This window comes from Actinomyces bowdenii (assembly GCF_017592395.1).
GTDB lineage: Bacteria > Actinomycetota > Actinomycetes > Actinomycetales > Actinomycetaceae > Actinomyces > Actinomyces bowdenii.
This window is the reverse complement of the sequence record NZ_JAGFOU010000014.1, coordinates 74,675-88,466: the sequence shown is the minus strand read 5'-3', so window position 1 is coordinate 88,466 and position 13,792 is coordinate 74,675. Positions and strand designations below refer to the sequence as shown.

Below are 13,792 nucleotides of genomic sequence, written 5' to 3'. Positions count from 1 at the left end.
GGGCCTCAACGCTACTACGGGCCGGTCCGCCAGAATCTCCGGCAACGGTACTCCGCCTCTTGCGGTTCATCCGCTCAAGACTCTCCCTATCGCCACCCCCATCCAGGGCGCAGCAGTATCCGGACATGCCTTCCCACGTTCCACGCAAGACCAGCAGATCAGGCTCGCGCCGCCTCCATGCCGGGCACCATCTGGCCAGCAATACGGGTCTTCCGCCAGACTCATCCCAGGCCAAAAAGTAACACCCGGTTTTGATGCCACCTATTCAATAACGACACCTCAAACAGCGGTTCGCTTGCGCTCGCCTTCCTGATCCCCACCTGACGCCTACACGCGACGCCTTTTCCACATCGCTCACCACGCTCCCGTCACCAGTCACGCAGCATGTGGCGGTTTGAAGCCCCCGCCCGCACGGCGACTCCGAAGGGCCAAAACCTTCATGTCCTACGCAGCACAACTCAGCACTGCATCACCTACACACCCATGCAGCACCCCACCTTCGTGGCACACCTTTTTTCAAGAACTCGCATCCCTGCTGCAACTCGCGGAGCTCCTTCTTCAGCCGCGCAACCTCGGCCGCTTCGGCGGCTGCTTGTCTTTCCTCGGCGCTGCCGTGCTCCTTCTTATACTTCGCGACCCAGTTGCCCACCGTCTGGGACACCAGATCGTAGGAAGCGGCCACCGACGCGATCGACTGCTCCTTGTCGATCACCTCGCGCACCACCTGCTGCTTGAACTCATCCGAATACTTCGCCCTTGACATGGCTCCATCCTATCGAATCAAAGGAAGACGAAAATCCTCCCCTGTCCGAGAAACACCACTCACCCCAACTTGACCCCCGGCCTCGGTGTTGGCCCGCCACCGGCGCCTCCATCGGCGGGCCCGGCGCACATCCAATCCCAGGACCTCGCAGGTCTTGGATACACTCCATCCCTGGCCGGTGGCGTAGTCCACCGCCTCCAGCAGTCCCTGCTTGACGCGGGCCTCGACTCGGGCGGGGACCGGGGCCCCGACACTCATTCCAAGCCCCCTTTCTTCTCCAGCACCGTCAGCTTGACCGCTAGTTCCTTAACCGCTTCGCTCAGACGTTCGATCTCGGCGTGAGCCTGCTCCAGTTCCGCGTCCCGGGCCGACTTGCCCCGGGCTTCGAGGCCGCCAAGGCCGTCAACGCCCCGTCCTTGGCGACCTGTCGCAGGCGGATGATCGTAGACCGGTCCACCTCGGCCTGGCTCGCGGCCTGTGAGATCGTGACCTCACCGCGGACCAGCCGTAGCCAGATCTCGTACCTCGCCGATGGCGACAGCACCTTCTTCGGCCGCCGCTTCCTGGGTACCGAGCTCCCGTTGTTGCTCATCGCGCCCCTCCTGAAGGCCTCATCAAAACCGTACCGATGATGCTTGATCCCAGACCCAAAACCGGACACGAACGCTGAAGCAAGACAGGCCACGGCCAAGCGGTGGGCTGATCGCTACCGGGCGGGCCTGCCCATGACCGACCGCTCCAGCCGCCCCCACCACAGCCCCAATCGCCTGCCCCTGCGCACCGAGCGGCGCATCATCGCCCTGCGCATCAACCGCCGCTGGGGGCCCCACCGCATTGCCTACCACCTGAAACTGGTGCCCTCGAGTGCGGGACGGGTCCTGGCCCGCTACGCCATGCCCCGCCTGGCCCATATCGACCAGGCCACCGGGCACCCCCTGCGCCGCCCCACGGCAGTGCGCTATGAGAAGGACCGCCCCGGGCAGCTGGTGCACGTGGATATCAAGAAGCAGGGGCGCATTCCACCCGGGGGCGGGTGGAGGGCCCACGGGCGCGCACCGCGCCGCCAGCGCCGCGCGCGGCCGGGCCGCCAGGACCGGGGCCAGCCCCTCGCGCGGCTACCGCTACCTGCACCACGCCATCGATGACCATTCCCGCCTGGTCTACAGCGAGATCCTGGACGACCAGCGCCAGGATACCGCCGCTGCCTTCATGACCCGGGCCCTGAGCCACTTCGCATCCCTGGGCATCACCGTCCAGGCCGTCATGACCGACAACGGGGCCTGCTACCGCTCCATGGCCTTCAACCAAGTCCTGGCCACAGCTGGCGTCAAGCACCGCTATACCCCCGCCCCTACCGGCCCCAGACCAACGGCAGCCTCGAGCGCTTCAACCGCACCCTGGCCTATGAGTGGGCGTACGCCAGGACCTACCTCAGCGATACCGAACGAGCCCAGGCCTACCAGACCTGGCTCCACCACTACAATCACCACCGACCCCACACCGCCATCGGCGGCGCAGTACCAGCCGACCGCGTTCACAACCTCCCGAGGAAGTACACCTAGCGGGCGGCCAGGGTGCGCAGGGGGCCATCGACCTGGAAGAGCGCGGCCGGGTGGCCCTCCTGCACCACCCGCCCCGCATCCAGGACGACGACGTGGTCGGCCTGGGCCGACCACTGCAGGCGGTGGGTGATCTCAATGACCGTCGCCCCGGCCAGATGGCGGCGCACCGCCTCGCGCACCGTCGCATCCAGGGCCGGGTCCAGGTGGGAGGTGAACTCATCGAGGATGAGGACCGAGGGCCGTGCCAGCAGCACCCGCGCCAGGGCCAGGCGCTGGCGCTGGCCCCCGGACAGGGACTGTCCCCGCTCACCCACCAGGGTCCCGTAGCCCCCTGGCAGAGCCATCACCTCCTCATGGATGCCGGCGACTCGGCAGGCCTGCTCCACCTGCGCGTCACTGGCCGAGGGCGCCGCCAGGCGAACGCTGTCGGCCACCGAGGCCCGGAAGAGGTGGATGCGCTGGGAGACCAGGCCGACCCGCCCGTACAGGCTCTCGACCCGCAGCCCGCGCACATCCTCGCCGTCGATGAGGATGCTCCCGGCCTGCGGGTCGTCGAAGCGCAGCGCCAGGTGCGCCAGCGTGGACTTCCCCGAGCCCGAGGCGCCCACGATGCAGGTCCACTGCCCGGCCCGCGCCCGGATGCTGACGCCCCGCAGGGCGGGGGCCGAGGAGCCCGGGTAGGTGTAGTCCACCTCGCGCCACTCCAGCTCATGGCTCACGCCGGGCTCCAGCTCGACTCCTCCCTCGGCCTGGGGCAGGGGGGCGTGCACCACCTGCCAGACACGCTCGGCCGAGGCCAGCGAGGCGCTGAGGGAGGCCGCCAGCTCCTCGACCCCGCGCACCGTGCCGCTCAGCCTGAGCACCGCGGCGGCGGCCCCCGCCAGGGCCGCAGCGCTCACCCGCCCGGCAGAGACACCACCAGCGCCCACGGCGACGACGGCCACCGGGCCGGCCAGCCCCAGCAGCGCGCCCGCACCGCGGCGCACCGCCGCCCATCGGGCAGAGGGCGCCAGGGCCCGTGCCACGGCGCCGTCGAGACCGCCCATCTCCTCCAGGCGCGCGGCGGCGCGGCCGTAGCCCACCACCTCGGGCATGCCCTGGACTGTGTCGGTGACATGCTGGACCAGCGCCGCCCGCCCGGCCGCCCCCGCCCGCGCCGCCCTCAAGGACGCTGCTGCGCCCAGGACCGGGACCACGAGGAGCTGGAGGGCCAGGAGTCCCAGGGCGGCGCCCGCCACCGGCCAGGAGACCATCGCCCCGATGGCGCCCACCACCATGAGCGGCCCCACGGCGGCGCACACGACGGGCGCCAGGGTGTGGGCGAAGAGGACCTCGATGCGGTCGATGTCCTTGGTCGCGCGGGTGAGCAGCTGGGCGGAGTGCCAGGCCGGGGACAGCCGCGGGGAGCGGGGGATGAAGGAGGCGAAGACCTCCGCGCGCAGCAGCTCCAGGGCCCGGAAGGCCACCAGGTGGCCCAGGAGCTGCTCGCCGTAGCGCAGGGCGGCCTTGACCAGGGCCATGACCGCCATGGCGGCCACCACCGGCCACAGCCCGCTGAGCGGTCGCCCCTGCGCCAGGGCGCTCCCATGGGCGGCCACCGCCGAGGCCCCCAGGGCGAACATGCCCACACCCACCAGCAGGGAGGCCAGGCGGCACGCCGTCGATCCCAGCAGCGGGGCCAGGACGGGCCGGGTCACCCGCACCAGCCAGCCCGCCAGCACCCTGCGCGGGGGCGGGGCCGGCAGCTCCGAGACCTCCCGGGCGCCACCGGGCAGGGGACTCCGGCGAGCCGGGGGAGTGGTGGCGGCGCTCATGGGTGCACCTCCTGGGTGCTGCGGTCGATGGGGCGGTCCTCCCCGGGCGGGGCCTGGCCGCTGGGCGGGGCGCCGTCCTCGACCAGGTGGCCGTCGACGACTCTGACCGTGCGGTCGGCCCGCACCAGGGCGCCGGGGCGGTGGGAGACCGTGATGACGGTGCGGTCCCGGGCGAGGCGCTGCAGGGCCCGGGTGATGGCCGCCTCACTGGCCAGGTCCACCTGGCTGGTGGGCTCATCGAGCAGCACCAGGGGCCGGTCGGCCAGGACCGCGCGCGCCAGTGACAGGCGCTGGGCCTGCCCGCCCGAGAGCCCCATCCCCGCCTCGCCCACGCCCGTGTCCAGGCCCTGGGGCATGAGGCGGACCTCCGGGGCCAGGCCCGCCTCCTCCAGGGCCCGCCACATCTGCTCAGTGCTCGCCTCAGGGCTGGCCAGTCGCAGGTTCTCGGCGATGGTGCCGGTGAACAGCCACGTGCTCTGGGCCACCAGGGAGCTGGCCGCGCGCACCCGCTCCTGGGCGGTGGGGCGCAGCTCGGTGCCATGGACCCACGCCCTCCCGCCGCTGGGGATGAGGTCGCCGGCGAGCATCGCCAGGAGCGTGGACTTGCCCGCCCCGGAGGCCCCGACGACGGCCAGGTGCTCGCCGCGGCGCACCCGCAGGTCCACCCCGCGCAGGACCGGCCGGGCCTGCGGGTCCCAGGCGGCCCAGACGCCGTCGAGCACCACCTCATCCTCCGCTCCGCCCCCGCCGGTGGACTGGGAGCCGGGACGGGGGCCGTGGGCCGATGGGACCGCCGAGACTGCCGAGGCCGGAGAAGCGGCCGAGGCCGGGGAGACGGCGACCGGAGGATCAGCGGCCGGGGAGGCGGCGGGGGCGCCGGGCAGGGGGCGCGCCAGGATGCGGCGCAGCGCCCGCTGATTGGCCATCCCGCCCATGCCCACGTAGAAGAAGGCGCCCACATGGTCCAGGGGCTCCAGGAGCACGTAGGAGGTCAGGATGATGGCCAGGGCGTCGGCGACGGTGATGGCGCCCTGGCCCATGCGCGCCAGCGCCAGCCCGGCCGCCACGGTGATGAGGCACAGGGAGAACAGGCCGTCGGTGACCAGGATGACGATCTGGTTGCCCGCCAGCACCCGCATGATCGCGCGGCGGTTCTCCTCGCCCCGGGCACGCAGGCGCTGGGCCATGCGGTCGGCGGCGCGCGAGATCCTGAGGGTGCTCAGCCCCTGGATGGCGTCAAGGTAGTCCGCGGCCAGGCGCATGCGGGCCCGGCGCGACTGGGAGGAGGAGGCCCGCAGCCTGCGGTGCAGCAGGGCGATGGCCGCCGGGACGATGATGATGGCGGCCGCCAGGACCAGGGCGGTCACGGCGTCGGCGGCCACCGCCAGCTCGGCCAGGACCAGGAGCGGGGCCACAGCGGCGGCGGCAGTGGGCGCCAGGAAGGTCTGCCGGTACAGGGCCACCCGCTCGACGCCGTCGGTGAGCAGGGAGACCGTGGAGCCGCTGCGGGCCTCCACGGTGCGCGCGGGTCCCAGGGCCAGCAGGTGGGCGAGGGTCAGGCGCCGCAGATGCGCCTCCTCCCTGGTGGCGCTGGAGCGCGAGACCAGCTGGGCCCCCATCTGGCAGGCGGCGCCGATCAGGGCCGCCACGACGGCGGTCACCAGATGCGGGCCCGCGGCCCGCCCGATCACCAGCGCGCCCACTGCCCTCCCGGTGGAGATGAGCGCCCATCCGCCCGCCAGGGCGCCCAGCGCGCTCAGGACGAGGGTGGCCGCATTGGCGCGCCGCCCGCCCGGCGAGGCGACGGCGGGCCCGGGCGGCTCTGATGACCGCCCCGGCCGGGGATCGGGCCCGGGGCCGGGGGGTGGCTGATGGGGGTGCTGGATCGGCTGACTCATGACTGGCTCGTGCTGGTCGTGCCGCCTGCGCGACGGCGGTGGCTGGAGGAGGACCGGCCCGGGGCCGGTCACGGGCGCGCTCTCCCGTGGCGTGGTGAGGGTCACGAAACGGCTGCGGGTTGTGTGACGCACCCATCGGCGTCATAGCGTTGTGCCATGGGCTGCTCGCGTGGCCCGTGACGACGATCGTCCTGAAGGAGTCTTTCATGGCCAACGCCCCTGTCAACATCACCGTCACCGGTGCCGCCGGCAACATCGGCTACGCGCTGCTCTTCCGCATCGCCTCCGGCGCGCTGCTGGGCGCTGATCAGCGCGTCAACCTGCGCCTGCTGGAGATCCCCCAGGCCGTCAAGGCCGCCGAGGGCACCGCTATGGAGCTGTTCGACTCCGCCTTCCCCACCCTGGGCAGCGTGGACATCTTCGATGACCCCAAGGCGGCCTTCGAGGGCGCCAACATCGCCTTCCTCGTGGGCTCCATGCCGCGCAAGGCCGGGATGGAGCGCTCCGACCTGCTCTCGGCCAACGGCGGCATCTTCGGCCCCCAGGGCGAGGCCCTCAACGCCGGCGCCGCCCAGGACATCAAGGTCCTGGTCGTGGGCAACCCCGCCAACACCAATGCGCTCATCGCCGCCTCCCACGCCCCGGACATCCCCGCCTCCCGCTTCACCGCCATGACGCGCCTGGACCACAACCGCGCCCTGGCCCAGCTGGCCACCAAGGCCGGGGTCCACGTCTCGGACATCGACAAGGTCACCGTGTGGGGCAACCACTCCACCACCCAGTACCCCGACCTGACCCAGGCCACCATCAAGGGCGCCCCCATTCCCGAGATCCTGGCCGACCGGGCCTGGGTGGAGGAGGACTTCATCCCCACCGTGGCCAAGCGCGGCGCCGCCATCATCGAGGCCCGGGGCGCCTCCTCGGCCGCCTCGGCCGCCTCGGCCGCCATCGACCACGTTCACGACTGGGTGCTGGGGGTCTCCGGCTCCTGGACCTCCTCCTCGGTGATGTCCGACGGCTCCTACGGCGTGCCCGAGGGCATCATCTCCTCCTTCCCCTGCACCTCCGTGGGCGGGGAGTGGAGGATCGTCGAGGGCCTGGAGATCGACGAGTTCTCCCGCGGGAGGATCGACGCCTCGGCCGCCGAGCTCGTCGAGGAGAAGGAGGCCGTGGCCTCCATGGGCCTCATCTGAGCCCGCTGACTGGGCAGCGGCCCGTCCCGCCGCCATCCCGAGCCCCCGCCCTGGCCCCAGGGCGGGGGCTCGGGCGTCAAGGGGCCCCGGCGCGCCGATCGCGCCCATGCCAGTGGCGGCGCGGGGCCGCCGGGAGCCGGGGCCTCGCCGGGATTCGTATAGGTATGACATCACATGATTGATGCTGATGGAAAGACTTGCTTCTACGTCAACTTCGGTATACTGTTCGTCGAGAGGTCAGATGACTGCCCTGTCCTGGCCCGGCTCCCGCAACGAGGCGGCAGCCCTGGAACAACGATGTTTCTAAGGAGCAGACCCATGCGTCCCACCCTCACCCTCTCCCGGCGCACTGCCCTGGCCGGGCTCGGTGCCACTGCCATCGCCGCCACCCTGGCCGCGTGCGGCACGACGGGCACCCAGGACTCCGGCTCCCAGTCCGGGGCGCCAGCGGGCGAGGGCGATGCCAGCAAGGTCGATGTCGTCACCTGGTGGTCCGCGGGCAGTGAGAAACTCGGCCTGGACGCCCTGGTGGCGGTCTTCGAGAAGCAGTTCCCGGACACCGCCTTCGAGAACAAGGCCGTCTCCGGCGGCGCCGGCAGCCAGGCCAAGCAGAAGCTCGCCGCGGACCTGGCCGCGGCCAACCCGCCGGACACCTACCAGGCGCACGCCGGCGCCGAGCTCAAGGACGACATCGAGGCCGGCTACCTCACCGACGTCTCCAGCCTCTACGAGGAGTTCGGGCTCAAGGACGCCTTCCCCGCCACCCTCATGGACCGCCTGACCGACGCCGAGGGCGCCATCTACTCCGTGCCCTCCAACATCCACCGCGCCAATGTCGTGTGGGCCTCGGTCTCCGCCCTCAAGGCCGCCGGGCTGGACCCGGCCAAGCCCGCGGCCGATATCGAGGCCTGGATCGCCGACATGGAGAAGGTCAAGGCCGCGGGCCTGACCCCCATCACCATGGGCATGGCCTGGACCCAGCTCCAGCTGCTCGAGACCATCCTCATCGCCGACCTGGGCCACAAGGCCTACAGCGGGCTGTTCGACGGCACCACCGACTGGGCGGGCGCCGAGGTCTCCAAGGCCCTGGAGCACTACCGCAGGATCGTGGCCCTGACCGACACCTCCCTCTACACCGAGGACTGGGAGCCGGCCATGAAACCGATCATGGACGGCAAGGCCGCCTTCAATGTCATGGGCGACTGGGCGGTGGCCGCCTTCGAGGCCGCCGGGCTCAAGGCCGGCACCGACTACGTCCACTTCCCGGTGCCCGGGACCGACGGCGTCTTCGACTTCCTGGCCGACTCCTTCACCCTGCCTGACGGCGCCGCCCACCCCGGCGGGGCGAAGAACTGGCTCAACTGCATCTCCTCCAAGGAGGGCCAGATCGCCTTCAACACCGTCAAGGGCTCCATCCCGGCGCGCACCGACCTGACCGATGAGGACAGGGCGGCCTTCTCCGACTACCAGCGCTCGGCGATGGACTCCTTCGCCTCCGACACCATCGTGTCCTCCATCGCCCACGGCGCCGCCCTGCCCGCCAAGGCCTCCAACGCGATGAACGACGCCCTGACGAAGTTCGCCCAGGGCGCCTCTGACATCGCCACCCTCCAGGCCGATCTCAAGGCCGCCTACGACGCCGTGGCCTCCTGACCCTCGGAGGGCCGTGGATGCTCCGTCACGGCCCTCCGAGCGCCCGCCAGGGCGGGGCCGCGCACCCCGGCCCCGCCCTGGTCCCGGACTTGTGCCGGCAGCAGGAGCAGCAGGCCGCGGCAGCGCTCCGCGGCGATAGGCCGCCTCGGGGCCGGGGTGCGCGGCCCATGATGCGCAAGGCCCGCATGGCTCATGCGGGCCAGGAAGGACAACCATGGGCGCCAAGCCGCGCCAGCGACGCCGTCGGACCGACTGGAGGCAGTGGGGGCCGGGGCTCCTGCTCATCTCCCCCTCACTGGTCCTCGTGGGCGTGTTCGTCTACGGGATGATCGGGGTCAATGTCAACACCTCCGTGCTGGACATGCACACGGCCGGCCAGGTCTCCGGGCGCAAGGGCTCCAGCCCCGTGGGCCTGGAGAACTTCATCGGACTGTTCGGGGACCCCGACTTCCAGCACTCCTTCCTCAACCTCATCCTATTCACCGCGGCCTTCCTGGTCGGGACCCTCGTCCTGGGCTTCCTGTGGGCCTGGCTCCTGGACCGGCCGCTCAGGGGCGAGGGGGTGTTCCGCTCGATCTTCCTGTTCCCCATGGCGGTGTCCTTCGTGGCCTCGGGCGTGGTGTGGCGGTGGCTGCTCAACTCCGCCCAGGGGGAGCAGGCCTCCGGGCTCAACCGGCTCTTCGAGATGCTGGGGCTGCGCTTCCTGGAGAACTCCTGGACCCAGAGCACCACCGTGGGGATCCTGGCCATCGCGCTGCCGGCCATCTGGCAGCTGGCCGGGTACGTCATGGCGCTGTTCCTGGCCGGCTTCCGGGGCATCCCCGAGGACCTGCGCGAGGCCGCGCGCGTCGATGGCGCCAGCGAGTGGCAGCTCTACCGCTCCATCATCTTCCCCCAGCTCACCCCGATCGCCCTGAGCGCCGTCATCATCATCGGGCACATGTCCCTCAAATCCTTCGACCTCATCATGTCCATCACCGATCAGCGCACCTACTCCACCAAGGTGCCGGCGATCGACATGTTCAACTTCATGACCGACAACGACTACTCCAACGCCGCCGCCGTCGGCACCATCCTGCTGGTCCTGGTCGCGATCGCGGTCGTGCCCTACCTCATCCACGACGCCAAGGGACGGAGGTGACCCCGATGACCGCGCCCCGTACTGCTGAGCCGACCCCCGCCGCGGCCGCCCCCCGGCGCCGGGCGCCACTGATGGCCGGATCGCCGTGGAGCAGGGGCCTGCGCTACGCCCTGCTCCTGGCATCGGTCGTCTTCGTGCTCATCCCGGTCTACGTGCTGCTGGTGACCTCCTTCAAGGGCAGTGTGGAGGCCGACCCCTCGCGCACCTGGTTCCTGCCCGAGACCTGGACCCTGCGGAACTGGTCCAATGCCTGGAACGAGCTGTCCGGAGGGCTGCTGCGCTCCCTCATGCTGGTCGTCCCCTCCTCGCTGATCTCCGCGATCCTGGGCAGCACCAACGGCTTCGTGCTGTCCAAGTGGCGCTTCCCCGGGGCCAACCTGGTCTTCACCCTCATCCTGTTCGGGATGTTCATCCCCTACCAGGCGGTGATGATCCCCCTCATGCGCCTGGTGACCAGCGCCGATATCGGCTTCGGCATCCACACCCTCATCCTCATGCACGTGGTCTACGGGATCCCCATCACCACCCTGATCTTCCGCAACTACTACGAGACGATCCCCGCCGAGCTCATCGAGGCGGCGCGGGTGGACGGCGCCGGCATGCTGCGCACCTACGCCTCGGTGATCCTGCCGATCTCCGTGCCCAGCTTCGTGGTGGTGCTCATCTGGCAGTTCACCTCGGCCTGGAACGACTTCCTCTTCGCCCTGTTCTTCGGTGGAGGGGCCCAGGCCGGCCCCGTGACCCTGGCGCTGAACAACCTGGCGCACGGCTCGATCATGGCCGACTACGGGGCCTCCATGTCCGGGGCGCTCATCGCCTCGGTGCCCACCCTCATCGTCTACATCCTCCTGGGCAAGTACTTCGTGGGCGGCCTCATGGCCGGCAGCGTCAAGGGCTGAGCCGCCGGGGCTGCTGCGCGTCGATGACCGCCCGGCCCCGGCCCCGGTCCCGCGGCGGGGGCCGGGCTTGGGCGGGCAGCCAGAACGTGATGTGATCGGCCCATGGCACGCCGCAGCTCCAAGCGACCCTACGGGCGGGGGCATGTGCCCCTGAACATGGACCGCCTCGCCTCCGTCCCGCGCACCCAGAGCGGCCCGGGCGGGGCGGCATTCACGGTGCGCCACCTGCGCGGAGGGGACAAGGCCTACACCTGCCCCGGCTGCCACCGCCTCATCCCCGCGGGCGCGCCGCACGTGGTGGCCTGGTCCAATGAGTCGCTCTTCGGCGCCGACCGGGGCCTGGAGGAGCGGCGGCACTGGCACACCTCCTGCTGGGAGCGCGGCCTGTGGCGCTAGGGCCGCGCCAGGACCGCGTGTGCTGATGCGGGCCCTTGAGTGCGGATCCGCCCTTCAAGACGCGGATCCGCCCAGTCAGGAGGAGCGGATCCGCGTCTTGACGGGTGAATCCGCGGCCCGATGGGGACGATCGCCGGACGAGGGGCACGGCCTCGCGCGCTAGAAGTGGCTAGACCAGCGGCTCGGGGCTGCGCTCCTCCCAGCCCGGCAGGAGGCGGTCCAGGGCGAAGCGCAGCGGGACGATATCCCCGTCGCGGCCGCCCTCGCCGATGGTCATCGGCACCTGCTCGCGCACCGGGCGCGCCCCCAGGAGCCGCTGCCGGGCGCCGAGCGGCATGGACAGCACGTAGAAGCCGCCGTCGGCGCCCAGGGCCACCGTCTGGTCCCCGCGCAGGTACCAGCCGCGCAGGCCGGTGCGGGCCGTGCCGCCCCGGTAGCCCCTGGCCCGCAGCTCGACCGGTTCCAGGCCCTCATCGCGGGCCACGGTCAGGAACAGCGCCACGATCCGGGCCGCCCGGGCCTCCTCGGCGGCCTGCCGCTCCTGGAGCATGCGGGCGCGCTCAGCGGCCGCCCGACGGCGCTCCTGCGCCCAGTCCCGCTCCTGGGCGGGACCGGGCCCCTGCTCCTGACCGGCCCGGCTGCTGCCCGACTGCTCCTGGCTGCTCACTGGGCGCTCCCCTCTCACGGCTGCCATCCGCACCATCGTAGGACGTGGTGCCGCCCAGCCCCGCGCAGTGCCGTGCGGATCCCCGTAGCGCCGCGGTGCCGGCCGCCCGGCCCCGCCTCCGATGCCCCAGCCCCCTCCGGGCACGCCCGGGCACGGCCTGGGGTGCTGGGGCCGAGCGGCTCAGGGGCATCCCGACGGCCGGTGCGGGACGACGACGGCGCCCAGCACCGGGGGAGTGCTGGGCGCCGTTGCAGGAGCCGGAGCCGTGTCGGGCCGGCGGTCAGCGCCGGCGCGACTTGCCCTGGCGCGGTGGGCGCGGCGGCCGGGGCGCGGGGACGGTCCGGATCGCCTCAGTGGGGTCGCTGGGCTCGGGGGAGGGGGCGGAGCCGTGGGAGGGGGCCGAGGGGGCGGGGGCCTCGAGGACCTCCTCGGCCCCCGAGGAGCCGACCGCCCCCTGGTCATCCCCGCCATCGTCATCTGTGCCCGCGGGCTCCAGGGCCACCAGGGGGTGGAGGGCGGGAGCCTGGGGGAGCACACCCCCCAGGACGCCGCGCATCTCCTCCAGGTAGCTGGCCACCGAGTCGCGCTGGCGCTCGAGCTCCTCGAGCTGGCGGTTGGCCACGGCAGCGGCGATGTCGGCGTCGGCGCGCGCATCGGAGACGATCTGCTCGGCCTCCACCCGGGCCTGGGCCAGGGTCTCCTCGGCCTGGGCCAGGGCGTCCTCCTGCTTGGCGCGGGTCTCGGAGTCGGTGCGGGCGCGCACCTCCTCGGCGCGGGCCAGGGCCTCCTGCAGGCGGGCCTCGGCCTCCTCGGCCTGGATCTGGGCCTGGGCCTGCATCTCCTTGATGCGCTCCTTGGTCGCCTCGTGGGCGTCGGAGTCCTCCTGGGCCGCCGCCTCGTGGGCCGCGGCGATCTCCAGGGTGGCCTGCTGGCGCAGCTCGGTGGCCTCGGCGCGCGCGGCGGCGGCCTCGTCGGCGGCCGTGCGCCGCAGCGCCTCGGACTCGGTGCGGGCCGCGGTGAGGATCTCATCGGCCTCGCGGCGGGCCTTGCCCAGGGTGAGGTCGGCCTCCTGCTTGGCGTCGGAGAGGATCTCCTCGGCGGTGGCGGCCGAGGAGCTGCGCAGCTCATCGGCCTCGGCCACGGCGGCATCCCGGTTCGCGGTGGCGTCGCGCTCCGAGGAGATGGCGATCTCGGCGGCCTGCTTGCGGGCCTGGGAGAGCACCAGGGCGGACTCGCGCTCAGCCGAGGCGCGCAGCTCGGTGGCGGCGGCCTCGGAGTCGGCGGCCAGCTGGGCGGCCTTGCGCTCGGCGGAGGCCACCAGCTCCTGGGCGCGCGCCTCGGCATTGGCCAGGGCGGTGGCGGCCTCGCTCTCCGAACGGGTGCGCAGATCGCTGGCCTCGCGCCGGGCCTCCGCCAGCAGCGTGGCCGCCTCGGAGGCGGAGCGCTCGGAGAGGTTCTTGGCATTGGTGCGGGTGCGGGTCAGCAGCGCGTCGGCCTCCGCGTTGGCCTTGGACAGCACCGAGGCGCTCTGCTCCTCGGCGCTGCGCAGCAGCTGCTCGATGCGCGAGCCCAGGCCCGCGTAGGTGGGCTTGTCGGCCTCGCGCAGACGGCGCTGGGCATCGGCGAGCTCGCCGGCGAGCGTCATCGCCCGCTGGTCGAGGCTCGCCACCTCGCGGCGGGCATCGGCGAGCTGCCGATTCAGGGTTTCGAGTCGCTGGTCGACCTGCGTGCGGTCATAGCCGCGCATGGCCAGTGCGAACTCACTGTGCTCCTCGGACACGTGTTCCTCCTCCTGCTGGGCGGTCA

At 72.0% G+C, this 13,792-nt stretch carries 12 protein-coding genes and 1 pseudogene; 7 read left to right on the top strand and 6 right to left on the bottom strand.

From position 1 onward, the window contains the following. Positions 1–469: 469 nt before the first annotated feature. Together J5X07_RS07760 and J5X07_RS12990 are read right to left on the bottom strand one after the other, a co-directional pair. Positions 470–763 carry a transposase gene (locus tag J5X07_RS07760; protein ID WP_208479283.1) on the bottom strand — a complete coding sequence of 98 codons (294 nt, stop codon included), beginning with the start codon at positions 761–763 and terminating at the stop codon, positions 470–472. Between the two features lie 9 nt (positions 764–772). Further along, positions 773–1,021, bottom strand: coding sequence for a helix-turn-helix domain-containing protein (locus tag J5X07_RS12990; protein ID WP_243896594.1), 249 nt, complete (start codon positions 1,019–1,021; stop codon positions 773–775). An 80-nt stretch (positions 1,022–1,101) separates the two neighbouring features. Here J5X07_RS12990 and J5X07_RS12985 point away from each other — a divergent pair, with 80 nt between their 5' ends. Both J5X07_RS12985 and J5X07_RS07750 read left to right on the top strand, forming a co-directional pair. Continuing rightward, the gene (locus J5X07_RS12985) at positions 1,102–1,395 is read left to right on the top strand and encodes a hypothetical protein (RefSeq protein ID WP_243896593.1); all 294 of its coding nucleotides are present in this window, start codon (positions 1,102–1,104) and stop codon (positions 1,393–1,395) included. A 48-nt stretch (positions 1,396–1,443) separates the two neighbouring features. Next, positions 1,444–2,325 (top strand): annotated as a pseudogene (locus J5X07_RS07750) (IS481 family transposase); the annotation flags it as partial. Here J5X07_RS07750 and J5X07_RS07745 read toward each other — a convergent pair. Further along, the gene (locus J5X07_RS07745) at positions 2,322–4,139 is read right to left on the bottom strand and encodes an ABC transporter ATP-binding protein (RefSeq protein ID WP_208479281.1); all 1,818 of its coding nucleotides are present in this window, start codon (positions 4,137–4,139) and stop codon (positions 2,322–2,324) included. The pseudogene J5X07_RS07750 and the gene J5X07_RS07745 overlap by 4 nt on opposite strands. Beyond that, positions 4,136–6,037 (bottom strand): ABC transporter ATP-binding protein/permease, encoded by a 1,902-nt coding sequence (locus J5X07_RS07740; RefSeq protein WP_208479279.1) that lies wholly within the window; start codon positions 6,035–6,037, stop codon positions 4,136–4,138. The genes J5X07_RS07745 and J5X07_RS07740 overlap by 4 nt, the downstream gene beginning before the upstream one ends. Before the next feature lie 206 nt (positions 6,038–6,243). Here J5X07_RS07740 and J5X07_RS07735 point away from each other — a divergent pair, with 206 nt between their 5' ends. From J5X07_RS07735 to J5X07_RS07715, 5 genes are all read left to right on the top strand, one after another. Beyond that, positions 6,244–7,230 (top strand): malate dehydrogenase, encoded by a 987-nt coding sequence (locus J5X07_RS07735; RefSeq protein WP_208479278.1) that lies wholly within the window; start codon positions 6,244–6,246, stop codon positions 7,228–7,230. Between the two features lie 318 nt (positions 7,231–7,548). Further along, on the top strand, positions 7,549–8,883 hold the full coding sequence (locus tag J5X07_RS07730; protein WP_208479276.1) for an ABC transporter substrate-binding protein: 1,335 nt from the start codon (positions 7,549–7,551) through the stop codon (positions 8,881–8,883). A 214-nt stretch (positions 8,884–9,097) separates the two neighbouring features. Beyond that, positions 9,098–10,024: a carbohydrate ABC transporter permease gene (locus J5X07_RS07725; RefSeq protein WP_208479274.1), complete on the top strand. Its 927-nt coding sequence runs from the start codon at positions 9,098–9,100 to the stop codon at positions 10,022–10,024. Positions 10,025–10,095: 71 nt separating this feature from the next. Next, on the top strand, positions 10,096–10,923 hold the full coding sequence (locus J5X07_RS07720) for a carbohydrate ABC transporter permease (protein WP_243896600.1): 828 nt from the start codon (positions 10,096–10,098) through the stop codon (positions 10,921–10,923). Between the two features lie 102 nt (positions 10,924–11,025). Beyond that, positions 11,026–11,319, top strand: coding sequence for a hypothetical protein (locus J5X07_RS07715; protein WP_124933033.1), 294 nt, complete (start codon positions 11,026–11,028; stop codon positions 11,317–11,319). Between the two features lie 169 nt (positions 11,320–11,488). Here J5X07_RS07715 and J5X07_RS07710 read toward each other — a convergent pair whose 3' ends face one another. Further along, complete coding sequence (locus tag J5X07_RS07710) at positions 11,489–12,013, bottom strand: hypothetical protein (RefSeq protein WP_243896592.1); 525 nt, start codon at positions 12,011–12,013, stop codon at positions 11,489–11,491. A gap of 253 nt (positions 12,014–12,266) precedes the next feature. Next, positions 12,267–13,766: a hypothetical protein gene (locus J5X07_RS07705; RefSeq protein WP_341769433.1), complete on the bottom strand. Its 1,500-nt coding sequence runs from the start codon at positions 13,764–13,766 to the stop codon at positions 12,267–12,269. Positions 13,767–13,792: the final 26 nt, after the last annotated feature.

Coding starts and splice junctions, on each gene's coding strand:
- J5X07_RS07760 (WP_208479283.1), bottom strand. CDS start 763: ATGTCAAGGGCGAAGTATTCGGATGAGTTCAAGCAGCAGGTGGTGCGC.
- J5X07_RS12990 (WP_243896594.1), bottom strand. CDS start 1,021: ATGAGTGTCGGGGCCCCGGTCCCCGCCCGAGTCGAGGCCCGCGTCAAG.
- J5X07_RS07745 (WP_208479281.1), bottom strand. CDS start 4,139: ATGAGCGCCGCCACCACTCCCCCGGCTCGCCGGAGTCCCCTGCCCGGT.
- J5X07_RS07740 (WP_208479279.1), bottom strand. CDS start 6,037: ATGAGTCAGCCGATCCAGCACCCCCATCAGCCACCCCCCGGCCCCGGG.
- J5X07_RS07735 (WP_208479278.1), top strand. CDS start 6,244: ATGGCCAACGCCCCTGTCAACATCACCGTCACCGGTGCCGCCGGCAAC.
- J5X07_RS07730 (WP_208479276.1), top strand. CDS start 7,549: ATGCGTCCCACCCTCACCCTCTCCCGGCGCACTGCCCTGGCCGGGCTC.
- J5X07_RS07725 (WP_208479274.1), top strand. CDS start 9,098: ATGGGCGCCAAGCCGCGCCAGCGACGCCGTCGGACCGACTGGAGGCAG.
- J5X07_RS07720 (WP_243896600.1), top strand. CDS start 10,096: ATGGCCGGATCGCCGTGGAGCAGGGGCCTGCGCTACGCCCTGCTCCTG.
- J5X07_RS07715 (WP_124933033.1), top strand. CDS start 11,026: ATGGCACGCCGCAGCTCCAAGCGACCCTACGGGCGGGGGCATGTGCCC.
- J5X07_RS07710 (WP_243896592.1), bottom strand. CDS start 12,013: ATGGCAGCCGTGAGAGGGGAGCGCCCAGTGAGCAGCCAGGAGCAGTCG.